The 20,411-nt window shown below is 44.2% G+C and carries 20 protein-coding genes; all 20 read right to left on the bottom strand.

The window, feature by feature from the left end:
* Positions 1-17 precede the first annotated feature (17 nt).
* The 20 genes from argJ to flgM all read right to left on the bottom strand — a co-directional run bounded on the left by argJ (position 18) and on the right by flgM (position 20,331).
* Positions 18-1,250 (bottom strand): bifunctional ornithine acetyltransferase/N-acetylglutamate synthase, encoded by a 1,233-nt coding sequence (argJ, locus tag NSS67_RS04960; protein WP_339318587.1) that lies wholly within the window; start codon positions 1,248-1,250, stop codon positions 18-20.
* 20 nt (positions 1,251-1,270) lie between these two features.
* Positions 1,271-2,320 carry an N-acetyl-gamma-glutamyl-phosphate reductase gene (gene argC / locus NSS67_RS04955; RefSeq protein WP_339320504.1) on the bottom strand — a complete coding sequence of 350 codons (1,050 nt, stop codon included), beginning with the start codon at positions 2,318-2,320 and terminating at the stop codon, positions 1,271-1,273.
* Positions 2,321-2,502: 182 nt separating this feature from the next.
* Positions 2,503-3,387, bottom strand: a complete 885-nt coding sequence (locus NSS67_RS04950; protein ID WP_339318586.1) for a YitT family protein — start codon at positions 3,385-3,387, stop codon at positions 2,503-2,505.
* A 154-nt stretch (positions 3,388-3,541) separates the two neighbouring features.
* Positions 3,542-4,655, bottom strand: a protein-coding gene (gene prfB, locus NSS67_RS04945) for a peptide chain release factor 2 (protein WP_339318585.1) whose coding sequence is annotated in 2 segments (ribosomal slippage) — positions 3,542-4,582 and positions 4,584-4,655 — 1,113 coding nt in all. Because the reading frame shifts where the segments join, the coding sequence is not laid out codon by codon here.
* 363 nt (positions 4,656-5,018) lie between these two features.
* On the bottom strand, positions 5,019-7,526 hold the full coding sequence (gene secA, locus NSS67_RS04940; RefSeq protein ID WP_339318584.1) for a preprotein translocase subunit SecA: 2,508 nt from the start codon (positions 7,524-7,526) through the stop codon (positions 5,019-5,021).
* A 282-nt stretch (positions 7,527-7,808) separates the two neighbouring features.
* Positions 7,809-8,357: a ribosome-associated translation inhibitor RaiA gene (gene raiA / locus NSS67_RS04935; protein WP_094871923.1), complete on the bottom strand. Its 549-nt coding sequence runs from the start codon at positions 8,355-8,357 to the stop codon at positions 7,809-7,811.
* Between the two features lie 229 nt (positions 8,358-8,586).
* Positions 8,587-10,026 carry an S-layer homology domain-containing protein gene (locus NSS67_RS04930; protein WP_339318583.1) on the bottom strand — a complete coding sequence of 480 codons (1,440 nt, stop codon included), beginning with the start codon at positions 10,024-10,026 and terminating at the stop codon, positions 8,587-8,589.
* Positions 10,027-10,342: 316 nt separating this feature from the next.
* Positions 10,343-10,540, bottom strand: a complete 198-nt coding sequence (locus NSS67_RS04925) for a cold shock domain-containing protein (protein ID WP_019915069.1) — start codon at positions 10,538-10,540, stop codon at positions 10,343-10,345.
* 235 nt (positions 10,541-10,775) lie between these two features.
* A complete protein-coding gene (locus NSS67_RS04920) occupies positions 10,776-11,111 on the bottom strand; it encodes a hypothetical protein (protein WP_339318582.1) in 336 nt (111 codons plus the stop codon).
* Entirely contained in the window at positions 11,104-11,502 is a 399-nt protein-coding gene (gene fliS, locus NSS67_RS04915; protein ID WP_076285674.1) for a flagellar export chaperone FliS, read from the bottom strand. The genes NSS67_RS04920 and fliS overlap by 8 nt, the downstream gene beginning before the upstream one ends.
* Before the next feature lie 28 nt (positions 11,503-11,530).
* Positions 11,531-13,078, bottom strand: coding sequence for a flagellar filament capping protein FliD (gene fliD / locus NSS67_RS04910; RefSeq protein WP_339318581.1), 1,548 nt, complete (start codon positions 13,076-13,078; stop codon positions 11,531-11,533).
* A gap of 17 nt (positions 13,079-13,095) precedes the next feature.
* Positions 13,096-13,494 (bottom strand): flagellar protein FlaG, encoded by a 399-nt coding sequence (locus NSS67_RS04905; RefSeq protein ID WP_339318580.1) that lies wholly within the window; start codon positions 13,492-13,494, stop codon positions 13,096-13,098.
* A gap of 198 nt (positions 13,495-13,692) precedes the next feature.
* On the bottom strand, positions 13,693-15,330 hold the full coding sequence (locus NSS67_RS04900; RefSeq protein ID WP_339318579.1) for a flagellin: 1,638 nt from the start codon (positions 15,328-15,330) through the stop codon (positions 13,693-13,695).
* A 242-nt stretch (positions 15,331-15,572) separates the two neighbouring features.
* Positions 15,573-15,815: a carbon storage regulator CsrA gene (csrA, locus tag NSS67_RS04895; RefSeq protein WP_339320503.1), complete on the bottom strand. Its 243-nt coding sequence runs from the start codon at positions 15,813-15,815 to the stop codon at positions 15,573-15,575.
* A gap of 1 nt (position 15,816) precedes the next feature.
* Positions 15,817-16,272 (bottom strand): flagellar assembly protein FliW, encoded by a 456-nt coding sequence (locus NSS67_RS04890; protein ID WP_339318578.1) that lies wholly within the window; start codon positions 16,270-16,272, stop codon positions 15,817-15,819.
* Between the two features lie 108 nt (positions 16,273-16,380).
* Positions 16,381-16,947: a DUF6470 family protein gene (locus tag NSS67_RS04885; protein ID WP_339318577.1), complete on the bottom strand. Its 567-nt coding sequence runs from the start codon at positions 16,945-16,947 to the stop codon at positions 16,381-16,383.
* A gap of 15 nt (positions 16,948-16,962) precedes the next feature.
* Positions 16,963-17,880 carry a flagellar hook-associated protein FlgL gene (gene flgL, locus NSS67_RS04880; RefSeq protein WP_339318576.1) on the bottom strand — a complete coding sequence of 306 codons (918 nt, stop codon included), beginning with the start codon at positions 17,878-17,880 and terminating at the stop codon, positions 16,963-16,965.
* A gap of 15 nt (positions 17,881-17,895) precedes the next feature.
* Positions 17,896-19,479 carry a flagellar hook-associated protein FlgK gene (flgK, locus tag NSS67_RS04875; protein ID WP_339318575.1) on the bottom strand — a complete coding sequence of 528 codons (1,584 nt, stop codon included), beginning with the start codon at positions 19,477-19,479 and terminating at the stop codon, positions 17,896-17,898.
* Between the two features lie 54 nt (positions 19,480-19,533).
* A complete protein-coding gene (locus NSS67_RS04870) occupies positions 19,534-20,034 on the bottom strand; it encodes a flagellar protein FlgN (protein WP_339318574.1) in 501 nt (166 codons plus the stop codon).
* Positions 20,035-20,046: 12 nt separating this feature from the next.
* Positions 20,047-20,331, bottom strand: coding sequence for a flagellar biosynthesis anti-sigma factor FlgM (gene flgM, locus NSS67_RS04865; RefSeq protein ID WP_313639213.1), 285 nt, complete (start codon positions 20,329-20,331; stop codon positions 20,047-20,049).
* Positions 20,332-20,411 lie beyond the last annotated feature (80 nt).

Below are 20,411 nucleotides of genomic sequence, written 5' to 3'. Positions count from 1 at the left end.
CTTAAGCACTCCACAAATTAGGTACGATATGCGGCATTAATACGCACATAATCGTAAGTTAGGTCACAGCCCCAAGCTGTTGCTTTTCCGGTTCCATCATGCAGATCCACAGTGATCAGCACAGTTTCACTTTTTTGCAAATAAGCCAAAGCCTTCTCTTCATCAAAAACAACCGGCTTCGAGTGCAGCAGCACCTCAATATCACCTAATGAAATGTCTACACGCTCCGGCGATACCGGAACACCCGCGCGTCCAACCGCAGCAATGATCCGCCCCCAGTTCGCATCCGCTCCAAAAATAGCAGATTTCACTAGACTAGAACCAACCACTGTCTTGGCAATCGCCGCAGCCGCTTCGTCATGAACCGCTCCATTCACTTGCACTTCAATCAGATGGGTGGCACCTTCTCCATCACGGGCAATCGCCTTGGCAAGCGTCTGGCAGACATACGTAAACCCAGCTGCAAAAGCATCCCAATCCGGATGAAGCCGAGTCAGCTTCTCATTACCTGCAAGCCCACTAGCCATCGAGACTAGCATATCATTCGTGCTTGTATCTCCATCTACAGTAATCATATTAAAGGTAACATTCGTAGCAGAGCGCAGCAGACTGTGTAAATCCTCCGCTGAAATATCAGCATCCGTCGTCATAAATCCAAGCATGGTAGCCATGTTAGGATGAATCATCCCGGAACCCTTAGCAGCTCCAGCTATTGTAACTTCTACACCACCGACGATTACCTTCACGGCAATTTCTTTTTTAACTAAATCGGTTGTAAGGATGGCCTGACAGAATTCTTCCGCTCCAGCAGCCCCACCGTCCAGCTTCTCTGGTATTGCAGCAATACCGCTACGTACGCAGTCCATCTTTAGCAGCTCACCGATAACTCCAGTTGAAGCAACAGCAACATCATTAACCTCTACACCCAAATGCTGAGCAGCAGCAGCACGCATCTCATAAGCATCCGCTTCGCCTTGTTCACCTGTGCAGGCATTGGCATTCCCGCTGTTCACAATTACCGCCTGCAACGTTCCGTTCGCAAGGCTTTCCCGTGTTACCTTCAGCGGTGCTGCCTGAAAAATATTCGTCGTATACACGGCCGCAGCCGTAGCTGGAACCTCACAAAGAATCACTCCGAGATCGTTGCGGTCTGTTTTTTTCAATCCACAGTGCAGTCCTCCGGACTTAAAGCCTTTAGGCGAAGTAATGCTTCCGCCTTTCAAGGTAGTAAATAATTCACTCTCGCTCATGTTATTTGTACCGCTGAACCCTATGGATACACAGGTGTGTAGCCGAGGCCAAGGGTTTCCTCCCATCCCATCATCAAATTAAGGTTCTGTATTGCCTGCCCTGCCGCACCTTTTACAACGTTATCAATGACGGAGACAATGGTCACCCGCCCTGTACGAGCATCTGTCGCAAATCCGATATCACAATAATTAGAGCCGCTAACTTCTTTTGTTGCTGGAATCACACCTGCATCGCGCACTCGCACATACGGCCTGCCTGCATAATATTCACGATATAAATCCACAAAATCCTGCTCTGTATAATTGTCCTTCATTCCTGCATACATCGTACTCATAATCCCGCGGCTCATCGGCACTAGGTGTGTAGTGAACGTTACGGTTACCTTTTCCCCGGCAATCTCTGTGAGCGTCTGTTCTATTTCCGGTATATGTTGATGCTTATTGATTTTATAAGCTTTGAAGTTCTCATTAATCTCTGCATAATGCACCATCAAGCTCGTTCCGCGTCCTGCCCCGGTAACCCCTGATTTGGCATCAATAATAATACTGTCGTGCTTGATCCAGCCTGCCTGAATCGCAGGAATTAGTCCAAGAAGTGTAGCCGTAGGATAACAGCCTGGATTAGATATAAAATCCACCCCTGCCGCACGCTCTCCGAATACCTCGCAAAGTCCGTATACAGCCTGCTCTAGATACTCATCAGCCGGAGCCGGATGTTTATACCAGTGCTCATACTCTGAACCGTCCTTCAATCGGAAGTCACCGGACAGATCCACGACCTTGAGTCCAGCTTCCAGCAGCTGCGGCACTAGCTTAGCGCTCACACCCGACGGCGTAGCCGTAAAAACAACATCCGCCTGCTCAGCCATCTGAGCCGGGTCAACACCATCCAGCTTTCGCTCTATCACACCCGTCAAATGCGGAAATCCTTCCTCTATCCCACTCCCAGCACTTGATGAGGAAATTACCGAAGTAATCTCTACCTTAGGATGACTTTGTAGCAGCCGAATCAGCTCTACGCCCCCATAACCAGTTGATCCAACAATCGCCGCCCTCAGCTTGCCTTCCACTGTCATCCCCACTTCCTGCTTATCATAAATATAATATTTAATATAATGCATACCGTCTTAGAAATATGTATTATTATACATCCGTATTAATATAAATACAACACATTGTGTGAACTTTATTCATCCCTAAATATAACCTTATTTAGAAAAAAAGAGAAGCGTCAGCTCCCCATTAGGAGAGATTACGCTTCCCTTTTAAATCCTTCACCCAGTACTTCATGTGCTTCGGTAATAATAACAAATGCGCTTGTATCTACTGATTGAACAATCGCTTTCAGTCTCGAAACCTCGTTTTGACCTACCACTACCATCAGAACAGTACGCTCATCGCCAGTATACCCGCCATGTGCGTCCAACTTCGTCAGCCCACGGTCCAGATCATTTAATATCGCTGCAGATATTTCTTCTGTCTTGTCCGAGATAATATACGCAACCTTCGTATAGCGGAAGCCTACCTCAATCGCGTTAATGGCTTTTCCTGTAACAAACAATCCGATCAACGCATATAGCGCCTGCTCCATACCGAGTATAAACGCCGCCAATACTATGACAGTCCCGTCCAGCAGCACTACGGAAACCGAGAAGCTAAGACCGGATATCTTTTGAATAATCTGCGCCAAAATCGTCAGTCCACCTGTCGATCCACGTCCGCGGAACACAACGCCAAGTCCCACCCCCACACAGATACCGCCATAAATACAGGCTAGAAGTGGGTTGGTTGTAGGTGTGGGTAAATCTTTTGTCAGCAAGATAAACAGCGGCAGCACAAAGCTCCCGAGCAGTGAGCGAACGCCATATTGCTTACCTAGGAAGATTACTCCAAGCACAAACAGCGGGATATTAAGCGCCCACTGCGTAAACGCCGGTTCAGCTCCAAACCAAGCTTCAGCCAATACGGAAAGACCGGACACACCACCAGAAGCAATCTGATTAGGTAGGAAAAATAGATTAAACCCCAGTGCCGTGATTAGCGAACCGATCAGAATAAGCGTTGTATCCACTACATGTCGGACTGGCCCATTCAGAGGAATCAGTGGGGGTTTATTGCGTGAGTTGATTTTTTGCATTTCAAGGCGCTCCTTAAAGTGTCATCTTGCTGTATGTAAGAAGAAACGGCTATTTCATCCATATCAAAGATATGGTATCCGTTTCCCCAAAAAATAATTATAAAAATAATGTATGGAGTAACCTTATTCTCTCCTATATTTCCGAAAAAAACCCTTAGTCCGCCTCAACCTTGATTTGGCTACGCAAGTAACCATCAATGAATGCATCTAAGTCTCCGTCCATTACTGCACCCACATTACCAGTTTCCACTGAAGTACGGTGATCCTTGACCATGTTATACGGATGGAATACATAAGATCGGATTTGACTGCCCCAAGCAATATCGGACTGCTCACCGCGAATCTCATCCAATTGCTGTTGCTGCTCTACCAGCTTGCGCTCATACAGCTTGGAACGTAGCATCTTCATCGCTTGCTCCCGGTTCTTAATCTGTGAACGTTCATTCTGACAGGTTACCACTACGCCCGACGGTAAGTGAGTAATCCGTACTGCCGAGTCTGTGGTATTAATATGCTGTCCACCGGCGCCGCTTGCGCGATAAGTATCGATCTTAAGATCCTCGGTACGGATCTCAACTTCTACATCATCCGTAATCTCCGGAACGACATCACAGGATACAAAAGAGGTGTGGCGTCTACCTGAAGAATCAAAAGGAGAAATTCGCACCAGTCGATGGACGCCCTTTTCAGCTTTCAAGTATCCGTATACGTTAAAGCCTTTGATGAGCAGTGTAACACTCTTAATTCCCGCTTCATCCCCAGGTAGATAATCCAGTACTTCAACCTTAAATCCACGTTTCTCAGCCCAGCGAGTGTACATACGGAGCAGCATTTGTCCCCAGTCTTGGGATTCCGTTCCGCCTGCACCCGGATGAAGCTCGAGAATAGCATTTAACTTGTCATATGGTTGGTTAAGCAGTAGTTGCAGCTCGAATTCATCCACTTTGCTGCCTAGGCTGCGAATCGTCTCTCCGATTTCAGTCGCCAGATCCTCATCGCCCTCTTCATCAGCGAGCTCCGCCATCATCGCAGCATCATCGTATTCCTGTTGAAGCTTCTCGTATTGATCTACGGAAGATTTCACAGCATTCATCTCGGCGATTACGCTCTGCGCTTGCTCTGAATTATCCCAGAAGCCAGGGGCCGCCATTTTCTCTTCAAAGTTAGAAATCATCTCTTGCTTAAGATCTAAGTCAAAGAGACCCCCTAAGGTCATTTAGTTTCTTGCCTATTTCACGCAGATCCTGCTTTACATTTGGTTCTATCATCGGTCACTTCACCTTTCAAAATGGGTTGTTACGGTCGTCGCTCTGATGGACAGTTAGTGAGTGAATGTTCAGCCATTCCGAGAAGGATTGGACTTCCGATCGCTATTGTTTCCAGATTCCTTGAATATATAACCGCATCGCGGTTGGAATCCGGAAACAAAGGCGAACACTCCGTTTCTCCAGTTCCAAATCTTCTCTCCATTCCACATTCACTCAACTGCTAAATATCCAAAAAAGCGACTGGGCCGTAAACGGGGGATACCCCCGGGCCCAGCCGCTCTTTATAGTTAGTATACCCATGGAGATCAGGGATAAAGACTTACAGCTTTATCACCTGAATCTGAGCATTACTAAACGTTTGTCTTACGCGTTTTGACCGTGGCAATTCTTGTACTTCTTGCCGCTTCCGCAAGGGCAAAGATCGTTACGACCAGTCACAGCCTCTACTTGTACCGGACGTTTCTCTACAGGTTCGCTGTTTGTAGAGATCTTATCCTCGTCAATAACGGATTGACGTTCCTGATTCGCCTCGATGTGAGCCTTCATAATATAAGTAGCTACTTCTTCTTGAATCGTAGCAGTCATAGTATTAAACATCTCAAAACCTTCGAATTGATACTCGCGAAGTGGATCCGTACCACCGTAAGCACGCAGGTGAATCCCTTGACGCAATTGATCCATTGCATCAATATGATCCATCCATTTGCTATCTACGGAACGAAGCACGATTACCTTCTCGAATTCACGTACGAGTTCTGAGCCCAGACGTTCTTCACGGGCAGCATATTTCTCAAGCACACGTTCGAAAATGAACTCGATGATCTCCTCAGCTTCTTTGCCCCACAGAATATCACGAGTCAAAGCACCTTCTTCAAGCAATTTGCTGTTTACGTAATCAGCAACTTCTTGCAGCTCCCAGTTCTCAGGAATATCATCGCTACAGTGTGCGAGAACGATACGCTCAATCACTGGCTTGATCATTTCAAGCACGATATCTTTAATATTATCTGACTCCAGAATTTCACGGCGTTGTTTATAAATAATTTCACGCTGCTGATTCATTACATCATCATATTGCAATACGACTTTACGGATATCAAAGTTATTACCTTCAACACGTTTCTGAGCAGATTCTACAGCACGTGTGATCATGCGGCTCTCAATCGGCTGATCTTCCTCGAATCCGAGACGATCCATCATATTCAGAACGTTATCAGCGCCAAAACGCTTCATGAGCTCATCGCCAAGCGACAAGTAGAATTGTGTAGAACCAGGGTCACCTTGACGACCCGCACGACCGCGCAGCTGGTTATCAATCCGGCGCGATTCATGGCGCTCTGTACCAATGATATGCAGACCTCCAAGATCTGTCACACCTTCACCCAGAACGATGTCCGTACCACGTCCAGCCATGTTGGTAGCAATTGTAACTGTACCTGGCTGACCTGCATGTGTAATGATTTCCGCTTCCTCAGCATGATGCTTCGCGTTAAGTACTTGGTGTCTAACACCTTTGCGCTTCAGCATTTCAGATACGAGCTCTGAATTCTCGATCGACACTGTACCAACAAGTACAGGTTGGTTCTTCTTGTGACGTTCTACAATTTCTTCCACAACAGCCTTGAACTTACCGTTCTCACTCTTGTAGACAACATCTGGCATATCTTCGCGCTGATTTGGTTTGTTCGTAGGTACTTGAAGAACTTCAAGACCATAAATCTTCTTGAATTCTTCTTCCTCTGTTTTCGCTGTACCTGTCATACCGCCCAGTTTGCGATACATACGGAAGTAGTTCTGGAATGTGATCGTTGCAAGAGTCATACTCTCATTCTGCACTTCGATTTCTTCCTTCGCTTCAATCGCTTGGTGCAACCCGTCACTATAGCGACGACCTGACATGAGACGTCCTGTAAATTCATCAACAATAACGACCTCACCCTCATTCACAACATAATCTACGTCACGACGCATAATTACGTTTGCTTTCAGGGCTTGGACGATATGGTGATTCAAGGTTACATGACTGTGATCATACAAGTTCTCAATACCAAAAGCGCGCTCAGCTGTAGCTACACCTTTTTCAGTCAAGGCTACAGACTTCACTTTAATATCAACCGTATAGTCTTCTTCAGCCTTAAGCTTTTTCACGAAACGGTCTGCTGAAAAATACAATTCTGTAGACTTCTCAGCTTGTCCGGAAATAATAAGAGGTGTACGTGCTTCATCAATAAGAATAGAGTCCACTTCATCAATAATACAGAAATACAGAGGGCGCTGAACCATTTGCTCTTTATAGAGCACCATGTTGTCACGCAAATAATCAAAACCAAATTCGTTGTTCGTGCCATACGTAATATCGCAGGCATAAGCAGCTTGTTTATCAGCATGGTCCATACCGCTCAGGTTAACCCCAACCGTCATGCCCAGGAAGTTATAAATTTGTGCCATTTGTGCGCTGTCACGTTGAGCCAAATAATCATTGACTGTTACGACGTGTACACCTTTACCCAGCAAAGCATTCAAATACACTGGCAACGTACCCACTAGCGTCTTACCTTCACCAGTCTTCATCTCGGAGATCCGGCCTTCATGCAGAGCCATACCACCAATCAGCTGTACATCAAAATGCCGCATACCAAGCGTCCGTTTGGAAGCTTCGCGTACGGTAGCAAATGCCTCAGGAAGAATTTCTTCCAAAGTTTCGCCTTTCTCAATACGGGCACGGAATTCCGCTGTCTTAGCCTGTAACGCTTCATCAGATAGCGCTACAAATTCCGGTTCCAATCCATTAATCACATCGACTGTCTTCATGAGACGTTTAACATCACGTTCGTTGGTGTCTCCGAATATTTTCTTTACAAGTCCTAGCATGGTTAACCCCTTTCATGCAACACAGATGGTGGAACCGAGCCCATCCTCACAAAAAATTGAAAGGGCCATTTATAAATTCGATTCCGCTGCTTCATAAATTGTAACAGTTTGTAAGAGATGCCGCAATACAAGGTGTATCAGCCACATTTTTCAAATATTGCTTCTTATACGCACAAGAGCCCTATTCGCTGCAGCGAATAGGGGCTCGGTTTAAATTTCTAAGGTATCTGGATAAATCTCGAGGCCCTTTATACTGAATAGCATAACTGGCATCATCGTGGTCTAGCCCTGTTCAATCAGTCCATATTTGCCATCATCACGTTTGTAAACTACGCTAACTTCCGAAGTATCGATATTGGAAAACACGAAGAAAGTATGTCCTACCATGTTCATTTGAAGAATTGCTTCTTCCACATCCATCGGCTTCATGGTAAAGCGTTTGTTCCTCACAACTTCCAAGTCATCATAATCTTGTTCTTCTACAGCAACAGCGGTACTAGCTCCATCCACAAACAGCGTCTTCAGTCCCTCTTGACGGAACTTACGATTAATCTTCGTTTTGTGTTTGCGAATTTGACGTTCCAGCTTGTCCACAACGGCATCTATGGAAGCATACATGTCATCGCTGCGATCTTCCGCACGAAGCGTCACGCCAGCAAGCGGAATGGTTACTTCCACCGTATGAAGGCCGCGAACTACGCCAAGCGTCACAGACCCTTCAGAGGTAGGGGGTGCTTCGAAATACTTCTCAAGTTTGCTGAGCTTCTTATCAACATACTCTCTCAAAGCGTCGGTCACGTCAATTTGTTGACCTCGAATGGTGAATTGCATGGCCACTCCTCCTTTAGTTACACCTTCATTATACCAAATTGTTAGGGCTAAGTAAAAAGTAATTCCTTACAGCCCTTACAATTAGATAACAAATATTGTCCTGTCGTTCACAAATAAAACAAGTCCGGTAAGAGCAACTATTCGCCTCACCGGACTAAAAGTAAACCTGTCGTTATTATAGTACGAATTCCATTCTTATATTCCCTAACTTAATCAGTATAAGATCAAGTTACTTGGTATGAATTTGGATGATTTCCACAGGTGACAATTGCGTACCCGATCCTGTAATAAGGTATACCTTATAGGCAGTATTGGCTGTCAATCCAGTCAAAGTATGCGTATGCTTTACTCCTGGATTAATTGAAGGCGTGCCAGTCCATGGAGCGTTCAATGCAGTACCTGTACTATCCTGTCCTACAGCAATCTGTGCTGCACTAGGTGCTTTTTCATTTGCAGGCAATACTACATATCTTACCGGTGTTGCAGTGCCACCTGTTGCACCATATTGAATATATACATCTGCTGTAACTGTACCTACTTGCCCAGGTTCAAAAAGTGTAATTGCAGTTGCCTGAGCAGTAGTTAAACGAACGGTTGTTACATCAGATAGTTTACCCGAAGCATCAGCTGCCACGATATAAGTCGCATATTGTGTACCAGGATTCAATCCGTAAACTGAGAATGTAACCCTAGTATTAGCTACAGTAGCAGCGCTACCATGATGTTCGCTTGCAGTTCCGTCACTAAGTTGTCCTTTTTCCACTTGTAGTGCACTTGGTGCATTTACGTTAGCAGTATAAGGAGCGACTACATAATACACAGCACCCGTTACGGAAGGAGTAAGGTACACATCAGCAGTTACCGTACCAACGTTACCATAGGTTGCCCCACTGACGGTTGGTTTTGTTTCATTTCCTCCGCCACCGTTACCGCCGCCAGATCCACCGCTTCCTCCACCAGTACTACCACCTGGAGCTGATGTTGGCGTTGGTGTAGCTGTTGGAGTTGGAGTAGCTGTTGGAGTTGGAGTAGGAATTACACCACCACCTGTGCCGCTACCTGGGTAGTGGATGACTGAACTATTAATAATACCTACAGCCTCCGCACGTGTTAACGATCTCTTAGGACCGAAGGTTCCATCCGGATAACCGTTAATGATCTTCTTATCCGCTGCAGCGGCTACTGCACCTTTAGCCCATGCTGCAATTTGTGCATTATCTTTAAATTTAGTAGAAGTGGTATTGGTGCTCAATTTTAGTAATTTCGCTGCCATTACAGCTGCTTCTTGTCTTGTGAGCGGACTATTAGGACGGAACGTATTGTCCTCGTATCCTCCGATATATCCAGCTTCCACGGCTTTAGCCACTTCACTGTAGTTCCAGTTTGTGCTTTTCATATCTTTAAAGCCTACTGTTGCTTTTTGTGTAAAACCGAACAGGCGGTTTACCAGAGTCACATACTCTCCACGGGTAATAGCCTTGTTTGGTTTTACCGTGCCGTCTGGGTATCCACCAAGGTATCCTCTATCTAACCATTCCTGTAGCTGACCTTGGGCCCAGTGACCTTGGATATCCTTAGGTACGGGAGCGGCAGATACGCTGCCAAGAGATCCTAATAACATACTAACTCCTAAAATTCCGGTCATAAGACCGCGCAGCTTCTTTTTCATCCTGCTAATCATCCTCCTAAAAGTTTTGATAGCATAGGCTATATGTATCTCCCGTGGAAGTATTGGCCTAAGCTAACCTAGTGTGCGTCGAGGTAAGATAAACAGCTCAACGTAAAACTATTACCCATCTTTTCAAGAGTTCTAACATTTCCCATAAAATGAATTTACAAATTACGCTATTTTCTTTCTATGAACTGTCTTGATAGAGTCATATAATCGCATAAAAAAAGGACCTTGGGAGAATTCCCAAGATCCTTGCTAGCGCTGTCTAAATTGCTAACCATCTACTTATATGTAGGTCGGCTTAGCCGTATGATTATAATTTGATTACGTTAGCTGCTTGTGGTCCGCGTGCACCTTCAACGATATCGAATTCTACGGATTGGCCTTCATCCAAAGTCTTGAAACCATCAGTTTGAATCGCGGAAAAGTGTACGAATACGTCGCCACCGTCTGCAGTCTCGATAAAACCATAACCTTTTTCTGCGTTAAACCATTTTACTTTACCTTCCATTGATTAAACATTCCCTTCGTCATCAGATGAACGTGAGTCTTGCTCACAAATCGACTATACCACCGCAACTTCTTTATTGTCAATTGGAAAAGTAAATGTTTACATGCAATAATTTACCACGTAAAATAAGAGATTTAATTTTCCATAATCAAGAAATAGTTATGGCGTAACGATCAAAAAAAGAGCAGACGGTATTTAATACCCGCCTACTCCTATAGTGAAACACTGAAATAAATTATTTTCTGCGATCCATTAGAAAACTATCCGGGGTGTAAGCGGCCTCGTAGGCGCTGCGCTGTACTTTAGCCTGATTACGCTTCTGCAGCCAATCTTGCGCTTCCAAACGGAGAGCGTTCATTCTGTCTAAGATCACATTATCGAATTCCAGAATTCGATTAATTTCTTGTTTTTGTGCGGGCGACGACTTACAAATTGCGGTTTGTTCTGCAATAGAATCGACAAGCTCCTGACGATCCTCGACAAAAGCTTCCAACTCTTCATAGGTAGTCTCTTCAAGTCTATCTGTGATGCCTAAGGTTAGTTCCTTCAGGCTCTCGATTAATTCATCCATGAGCACTTTCAGCCTGTCCTTGGCCTGCAGCGATTTTGGATGCTTGAAGCCAAGTTTCCCGAAGTTCTGTAAGATAGCCGATGGCTTCTTCCGCTTTTTCTGGACTTTTACGGATGTTAGCTTCCACTAACAAGAAGTTTGTATATTCATATAATGAGTAGAGATTGTTAGATACTTCATAGGAATAATCTAATGTGCTCATTAACTCACTTATAATCGTTTGAGCTTTACCAAAATTTAGACTAGTCTTCTCGTAATCCTGTTTGCTGAGACCATCCATCGCTGTTCTTACGAAACGAATGGCTCCATCATAAAGCATGACCACGAGCTGTGCAGGCGTTGAGGTTTTGACAGAAGATTGGCGATACTTGTCATAAGGAGATGTTATCAATAATGTCACCCTCTATTTTATAATTATCTTAGCTGGATGTGGAGAAAAGACTGGACGACTGTGTCTGTAGCTTATTCATTGCCGTTTCCATAGCTGAGAACTGCTTGTAAAAGCGTGTTTCGGCATTATTCAACATAGTCAGCATTGAAGTTATACGAGTGTTGTATTCTTTGAGCTTCTTGCCCATAATGCTTTCTTCTTTAAAAGTACTGGTTAAGTCTGTTGAGAACTTATTAGTACCAACCCTTGAGACTAGTGTATCCAAGGTGCTATTAACTTTACTAGCTAGCTTGTCAAAAATACCTGTGTTCGATGCACTAGCTGGACCCTGGAATAGATCCATAACCCCTTGGGCATCGTTAGCAAGAGCCTTCTTTAAGGCCGCCTCATCTAACTTCAGTTTTCCACCCTCGTAGTAAGATCCAGTAGTCACTCCAATAGAGCTCAAAGCCCCGATCTGGTTCGAGATAACCCCGCGCAAAGAGGATACCGCTTCTCTTAGGATATCATCATTTTTCAAAAGTCCGCTTTTAGCTTTTTCTGTCCAAGTCGTGATGTCTGCCTCTTTCATCGCCGTCTTCTGCTCATCCGTCAACGGTGCAAAATCACGGTACTTCTCTTCAGATATTTTACCATTGAGCAAAGTGAGTAAACTATTGTAATCTTCGACAAACCCTTTAATTGCATCTACTGCTTTTTGGGGATCTGATTGCGTTTTGATTGTGATGGGCTTATCCGCTCCTGCTGGTGGATTTACCTCAGGGGTTAAAGTAGTATATGTTGTAGCCAATAATGTCATTTGGATTCCGTTGATCAAGAAAGTGTTACTATCTTTTTTTATCATAGTATCATTGACGAATATAATAGCATCCACACCTGGCTTAACGTCATCTACACCATTGTATTGATTAACGCCTTTAAAAGCCTCGAATAGATTAGTATCATTGCCTGACTTTATAGACAATTCACCCTTACTTCCAGAAGTCTTAGAAGAAATAATCAGTTTCCCAGTGACTTCATCAAAACTCGCCATAGCGTTAGCTTTACTGTTACCATTGATCGTTGCAATAACTGTTGAAATTCCTGTTGCTCCTGTAAATGAAAAAGTTTCTCCATTAATCTCCAAACTATATTTTTCAGCCTTGTCAGCATCCGTAACCGTTTCATTTTCGCTATTTGGATCATTAATCTTTGCCTGTGCTAGAGAAGATGCCACACTCAAGCCAGAACCTGCACCTTTAGATTCAATTGTAGCCTTGGTAGCCAACTGAGTAATACTTACTTTCATATCAATCCCGTTAGCAGTAGCCGTAGCTTCAGCGGTTAACGCATCCGTATTACCACTTGTAACAGCCTTATTGGCATTCATCGCTGAGTTAACGCCATATTTATCCGTAAGTTTATTGGTACGAAAGTCAACCAACTTACTATTAACTTCCCGATAACTGTCTCTAGTCCAGTTAAGGATCTGTTTCTGTTGATTAAGCTTATCTAAGGGGACTCGCTTAGCAGTCATCATACTCTTGACCATACTATCGATGTCCATCCCTGAAAATCCATTTACACGTGTAACCAAAACAGCACCTCCTACTACTAAATTTTCTCGTCTACAAGTATTCCAGCAATTTCCATCATCTTAGCTACGAGATCCAGGGTCTTCTCTGGGGGAACTTCACGAATGAGCTCACCGGTATCCTTATTAAGCACTTTGACCATAATATCATGTGTCTTCTCGTGGATGCTGATCTGCAGCGTAGTCTGGGGTCCCTGTAGAGATTTCACTGCCCGTTCAATGGTACGAATGAGCTGTTCTTCCGCAACAGACACGTTTACGCCCTGCTTCTCTCTCAAGTTCATATCCTTAGCATTTCGGATAGGCGTTTCTTGAATCGCGGATGACACCGATGCAGTACTTGACGTTGCCTCAGATACACCCTGTACACTTGTTACGGAACTAGCTGAACTAGCAGAAAGAGAAAACTGTACATTCATAAACCCCGACCTCCACCAACGCTCATTTTATACTCTTTATATCGGTTAGATTCAGGGATAATTTAGGACTTAAGAAAGATAAACCCGAAAAAATCCCGGAATTCTGAAGTTTTTTAATAATTATAAATATCCATAAAAAAAGAACCCTGGAAAAATTCCAAGGTTCTTTCTGTGAAACTATAGTTGCTGACTTTAAAATTAACGAAGCAATTGAAGAACGCCTTGTGGTTGTTGGTTAGCTTGAGCCAACATAGCTTGTGCAGCTTGTGCAAGGATGTTGTTCTTAGTTTGTTGCATCATTTCTTTAGCCATGTCAACGTCACGGATACGGGATTCAGCAGCTGTCAAGTTCTCAGAAGCTGTTCCCAAGTTGTTGATTGTGTGCTCCAAACGGTTTTGAACAGCACCGAGTTTAGAACGGGAGCTGGATACAGTTGCAGTAGCTTTATCCAGAATTGCGATTGCAGCAGAAGCATCTTCCTTAGTGGAAATGTTCAGAGCTGCTTCAGCGCTCACATTGTTAGTTCCGTCAGTTACAGTGTTAGCTTTAGTGAAACCAGCATCGCCAGCTTTACCAGTGATACCTAGTGCAGAAGCACGCATGTCGCCAATAGCCAAGCTCATGGATTGACCAGTGTTAGCACCGATTTGGAAAGAAGTTTCGAAGTCTTTTTGAACTCCGCCATCTTTCAAGGAGATTCCATTACCAGCTTCTCCTTTAGCAGTTGCAGTTACAGTTAGTACGCCAGTAGCAGCAGTTAATGTAACTCCATCGATTTTGCTTCCCAGAGTATCTACAATTGCTTGTGCAACAGCCGTTCCATTAGCTGCGCCACTAATGTTTACACCCTTTGCACTACCTTTGTATTCGCCTTTAGTAGCATCATAAAACTCAATTTGTTCACCATTGATAGTAATTCCAGTTCCAGCTAGTTTTGCTACATCTGCTGCAGTAGTAAGTCCTGCAAAGTCAAGTGTACCACTAGCCTGAGTGTAGGTAGTAGTACCAACAGAAGCAGCTGCGCCAGCTGCTGCACCATTGTTTATTTTAGCAGCTGTCATGTTTCCTTGAGCTCCGTCGAATTTACCGCCATCTTCTTGTTTTACAGCTTCAATTGTGACAGCACCTGTAGTAGCATCAGCCTTTGCAGTAAAGCTACCTTTCAATGTATCATTTGCATCAATTGCCTTTTGCAAAGCAGCTGCATATTCTGCTCCTGTCGCTTTTGCGTCAGCAGGGCCTGCTCCCGCCGCCAATTTAGCAGAGAGATCTTGACCATTGATTGTTACAGTCAACTCATCACCAGCGGTACCTTTTGCCGCAAAAGTGATGGTTTGTTTTGCTTGAGCATGTGTTGTTTCTCCATTCGCCAAGAAACCATCTTTGGCTACACCAGTACCAGTAAGGTTAGATTTTCCGTCACCCTTAAGCAATTTCTGAGTATTGAACTCAGTAGTGTTACCGATACGGTTGATTTCGGAAGTCAGTTGGTTCATTTCGTCTTGCAGAGCTTGACGGTCAGAATCAGTGTTTGTTCCGTTTGCGGATTGGTTAGCCAATTCGCGTTGACGTTGCAGGATGCTGTGAGTTTCGTTCAATGCACCTTCAGCTGTTTGAATCAAAGAGATACCGTCTTGAGCGTTACGGGAAGCTTGATCCAAACCGCGGATTTGGCCGCGCATTTTTTCGGAGATAGCCAGACCAGCAGCATCGTCACCTGCACGGTTGATGCGAAGACCGGAAGACAATTTCTCAATATTTTTGTTAGTGTTTGCAGTGTTAGCAGTCAGTTGGCGGTGAGTGTTCAACGCCGCGATATTGTGGTTAATAATCATTTGATATTTCCTCCCTGAAATTAAGTTAGTTCCACATCCATGTGGTAAACGCCGATCCATTAAGGTCGGCCGCCCTGCCGGGTCAGCGTCTACTACATATATCGACGGCATGCACTCAACTGTTTAGAGCAATTCGAAGTTTTTTTGAAATTTGTTGGAGAAATTCTCCAAAATCAAATAAAAAACCTGAGTCTGCGGTTAAGCAGTCCCAGGTTTTGGATTCTGTGCATACGATATGTCAATTAATCATTCTTGTTCACACCACGAAGTCGATGAATCAATGCATTCAGGTCAGTCTGCTGCGGAGCAACGGACTCACGGTTAGCTTCTTGGATCGATAGGTAGATCTCTTTACGAAAAATATCGACATGCTTCGGTGCGGAAATACCAACCTTCACCGTATCACCATCCACACTTAAGATCGTCAGCTCTATCTGATCTTGGATGACGATGGACTCTCCTTTTTTGCGGGAAAGTACGAGCATATCATCCACCATCCTTTCCATCGATAACCGACTGCTCTTGCAGTAAGCTATGCTTCGTATGATAAGGCGATTTATGCAGCACGATTTGTTTACCAAAGTTCCCTAACGGATTCAATACAATTGGAGCAAGAAGATTAATCGTAGACTGCTCAACATTTTCTTTTAAAGTAATAATACAACGGACAACAACATCCGATTTAATCTCTAGCTCTTCAGCCTCAGCATCAGGCAGTTCAAATTCGTAAGCTGGATAAAAAGCAAACGGATCACCCAGCAGAAAGGACAGCCCCTTACTTTTTACTGACTGTAGATACCAAAAAGGCGTCTCCTCCATCACGATCAATGCAAAATCAGTTTCTTCATCAAAGCCAGGGATTCCTTTAGGAAAATGATATAACTGCTCCTTATCTACTTCCAGTTTACCCCAAGATAGTGTTTCTATAATCAAGTTGTTCACTCCTCAAAAGTTTTGCGCTGCAAAACTAGCTTCTAACGAAATCCTATTACATTATATATAGCACAAAAGCTATAGAGGCGCTTTCTGGCACATCTATAGCTTAAGAAGCTACAATTGAACATTCAATTCTGGTGGAATAAACTGAATCGAAGCGTATTGCTGCATATAAATATTTAACTTTCCACGGGTATATTCAATTTCCGGATTTCGCCGCTCCACCTGAATATCTACTTTCGCAGCTCGATAATCGATTTGTGGGGCTCTCGTTTCGATGTGAATATCTACATTGTCATACGATGCTGGACCACGAATCTCAGGAAACGAGTTGGGCTGGGTATCCGTGCCGTACACTTCTGCAATTGTATTACCAGGTCTAAAAAACTGAGCCATACGATTCCCTTGCTCAACCTTTCTAGCAATACCCTGTAGATACAACTGCTGAATCCCAGAATAAATCCGTCTATTCATATCGAGCATCTTTCCACCATTATAGGCTTCCCATGCTCGAGATTGATCTACAGTAAGCTCGGGCCGAGTGGACTCCACCGTTAGTTCTCCCGGAGTAGTTCTGACATTGACCTCAGCCTTTGGCTGAGAAATCGAATAAGCGCCCGGATCGGCATCAATCCCTATCACAGCAGGTGTCTGACGGATTTGCAATATCGGCTGAAGCAACGAGAACCACCTCCGTTATCTGATAAAGTCCACAAGAGATGTAGAAATAATCTTTGCACCCACAGACAAGGAGGCATTATAGATATTCTCTTGAATCTTCGAATTCATAATCAAACCTTCGTAATCGGCATCTTCCGTCTTCGCTTGGAGATCCGTTAGATTCACATTCAAATCACTAAGCCGATCCTGCATCAATTCAACGCGGTTAGTCTTAGCACCTATCTCCGAACGGGCAGACAAAATAGTTTCCATACGTGTATCGAGTACATCAAGTTGGCCCGATACTGCCTTAAGATCACCAGACTTTAATCCAGCAGAAAGATTATTAATGATTGCAAACAGATTATCAGTATCTCCCATATTACCGAATATCTCATTACCCGTCGTACTGATAGGCAAACGTACATCTTCACCTACGATAAACTGAATCTGCCCAGTATCCGTAGTAATTGGCTTAGATACATCATATGTACCGTCTGTACCTTTAGCGAAATCATAAGGTTTCGTGTTGTATTGTTCACCATTAAAAATATATTTTCCGTTAAGCGTACTGTTAGCTATATCTACAAGCTGTTCCTTCAGCTGCATAACCTCTGAATTGATACTGTCGAGTGCGGACTGTGGATTACTACCTGTTGATGCTTGTACGGTCAACTCACGAATCTTTTGAACAACATCCCCAGCTTGTCCTAGGACTGTATCATTATAATCAAGCCATGAAAGGGCGCTATCTACATTCTTGGTATATTGCTCGTTAGATGAAAGCTCCGCACGGTATCGCAGGGAATACGTAATCCCTACCGGATCATCAGAGGGCTTATTGATTTTTCGTCCGCTTGAAAGCTGTAGCTGTGTGTCGTTCATCGTACGCGCATTACGGTTAAGGTTAAGCAGAAGCTGTGAATTCATCATGTTAGAAGTGACTCTCAACATACGCTATATCTCCTTTTATCTGCCGACTGTGCCGGTGGAATTAATCAATTTGTCGAGCAGTTCATCAAAAGTAGTCATAAAACGCGCAGCCGCACTATAAGCATGCTGAAACACGAGCATATTCGACATTTCTTCATCCAGTGACACTCCGCTAACAGATTGACGACGGGAGTTAACCTGCTCTACCAGATAATCTGAGTTATCGGTCTGACGCGCAGCCTCCTGTGATTGAATACCGAGCTGACCAACCATAGAGCCAAGAAGCCCACCCACAGTATTGCTAACTTTACCGTCCGGCGTAGTGAATTTGCTATCCTTCAGATTTGTCAGCAAGAGCGCCAAGGTGTTATTTCCTTTAACGACCTGCGTGTTGCCATCCGCATCAACAGCTGTACGCAGTGAGGTTGCGAATAAGCTTACATCCGCAGCAATCTCCGGATTCAGCTTGATCGTTCCAGCGTCACCAGAGGTTACAAAGAAATCACGACCAGAGCTTCCATCCATCGCATAACCTAACTTGTGAAGTCCGTTCAAACCTTTGACAATGGTTTTAGCATCCTCATACATCGTTGCGCCCTTAGGCATTGCCTGACCAGCGGCCAAAGTAACTACGCTGCCATCCGCTTGTGTAATCTTAGCATCATTAGTTAGCACCGTACCCTCTGGAAGATTGGAACCTGCCGGTATTGTAATTTCAACGTTGCCAGTAGCAATCGTACTAGCCATATCGTTGAGTTGTTTTTTGTAGTCGGTAACATAAGTATTTTTGGAGAAAATCATTCCGTATGCCTCGCCGCCCTTCAACGTTCCAGAGGCGTAAGCATTATTAAGAAATGCACTATCTACAGTTGCAGTAATTTCTCCACCCTCTACCAGTGGCTGTCCACCCAGAGAAACGTTATAACCAGCTTCCGTCTCCACAACGGTAATATTAGCAATCTTGGAAAGCTTGTCCGCCATCAGATCGCGTTGATCGCGTAAATCATTCGCCTGATCACCCATACCCTCAATCTTATAGATCGATTTATTCAGATCTGCGATAGCGGTCAGGTAGCCTTGAGCTTCTTTCGCTTTAACATCAATATTAGTAGTTAAATCCCGATCAAGATTATCTAATTGCGTGCTCATATAATTCATGGCGTCAGTTAAAGATTGCGCTGTTTGCACTACAATCTTACGAGCAGTAGGATCTTCTGGGTTCTTACTAAGATCTGACCAGGATTTCCAGAAGTTATCCAGCACCGTACGAATACCTGTATCCGATGGTTCATTAACAATCGCTTCTAGTTTAGAGAGAGTATCTGCTTGAAGTTTCCAGTTACCAAATGCAGAATTCTCACCACGGTACTGATCATCCAGAAACATTTCTCGAATCCGATCGATAGATGAGAATTCCACCCCTGTACCCATTTGACCAGGAACGGTAGATTTATTAAATCCGTATGCTTCAATAGGCAAAGCGGCCTTCATATTAACACGTTGACGGGTATACCCCTCTGTATTCGCATTTGCGATATTGTGTCCAGTCGTATTAAGAGCTGCGGTCTGAGTAAAAAGGCTGCGTCTCGCCGTCTCTATCGAATGAAATGTGGATGTCATGCTGCTTACTCCTCCTTATGTTCTGCTCTGACAGAACACTTCATCAGTACAATTCTATCCGCGTGCATCAAAAATGCCCGGCCGATTTACGCTATTGCCCTTATCGGACGGATGATGATAAGTAATCTCCTGATTCGGTCTTCCGACCAGCAGATCCAAAGAATAATCTATAAAAGTAAGCGACTGCTCTATCAGCTTCTGATTAAGCTCATTTGCTTCTTTCAAGCGGTGCAAAGTGCCAGAAAGCTTCTGCTGAATATGCAGCAGTCGTGCCTTGTCTTCAGGGTCAAATATAAGCCTGGACAGCTCAGTTAGGTTCAGGTTCAGGTTGGAACGAATACCTACACCTTGCAAAACGGTATATGCAGCCGCGATTCGCTGCTCCTCGAGCTGTCCAATCAGCTTCATTAGCTTGGACTCACGGTTCAGGATGTCGATTAATGCATCCACCTTGTTGTCCATAATCGTCTGTTTTTTCTCAGCGGCCAGCTCCAGCATTTGGTTATGTACTTCGTCCAGCCGCTCCAATAGTTCTATTAATGTTGTCAATGCCATGGATGGTTTCACCTAATTCTCGGAGGATTGCTTAAAATAAGGGGCGAGTTTCTCTGCTAGCTTAGCTGCATCTACTTGATAGGTACCTGCGGAGACCTGTTGCTTCAAACTGTCGATCTTAAGTGCACGTTCAGCATCATTGCCAGAGTTCTGTGCTTGCAAGAGCTGAATTGCTTCATCAGAGATCGAAACCTCATCTTTGCGTGTACTTTTCTTCATTTGTTCCTGCCTTTGCGCATCGGCGCTGCGTTGATACGGATTAATCGCGTTAATTCGTCCGGTCTCGTTAATTTTCATAACTTCACCTTCCTTCTAATATAAAAAAGCCGATAATCTTTACTAAGTTTATCGGCGTAGACTGAAACATTCTTTATAGC

It is taken from the genome of Paenibacillus sp. FSL R10-2734, assembly GCF_037963865.1.
GTDB lineage: Bacteria > Bacillota > Bacilli > Paenibacillales > Paenibacillaceae > Paenibacillus_AQ.
Note: the sequence above shows the minus strand (reverse complement) of the source record. Positions and strands in the feature narration are given on the sequence as shown.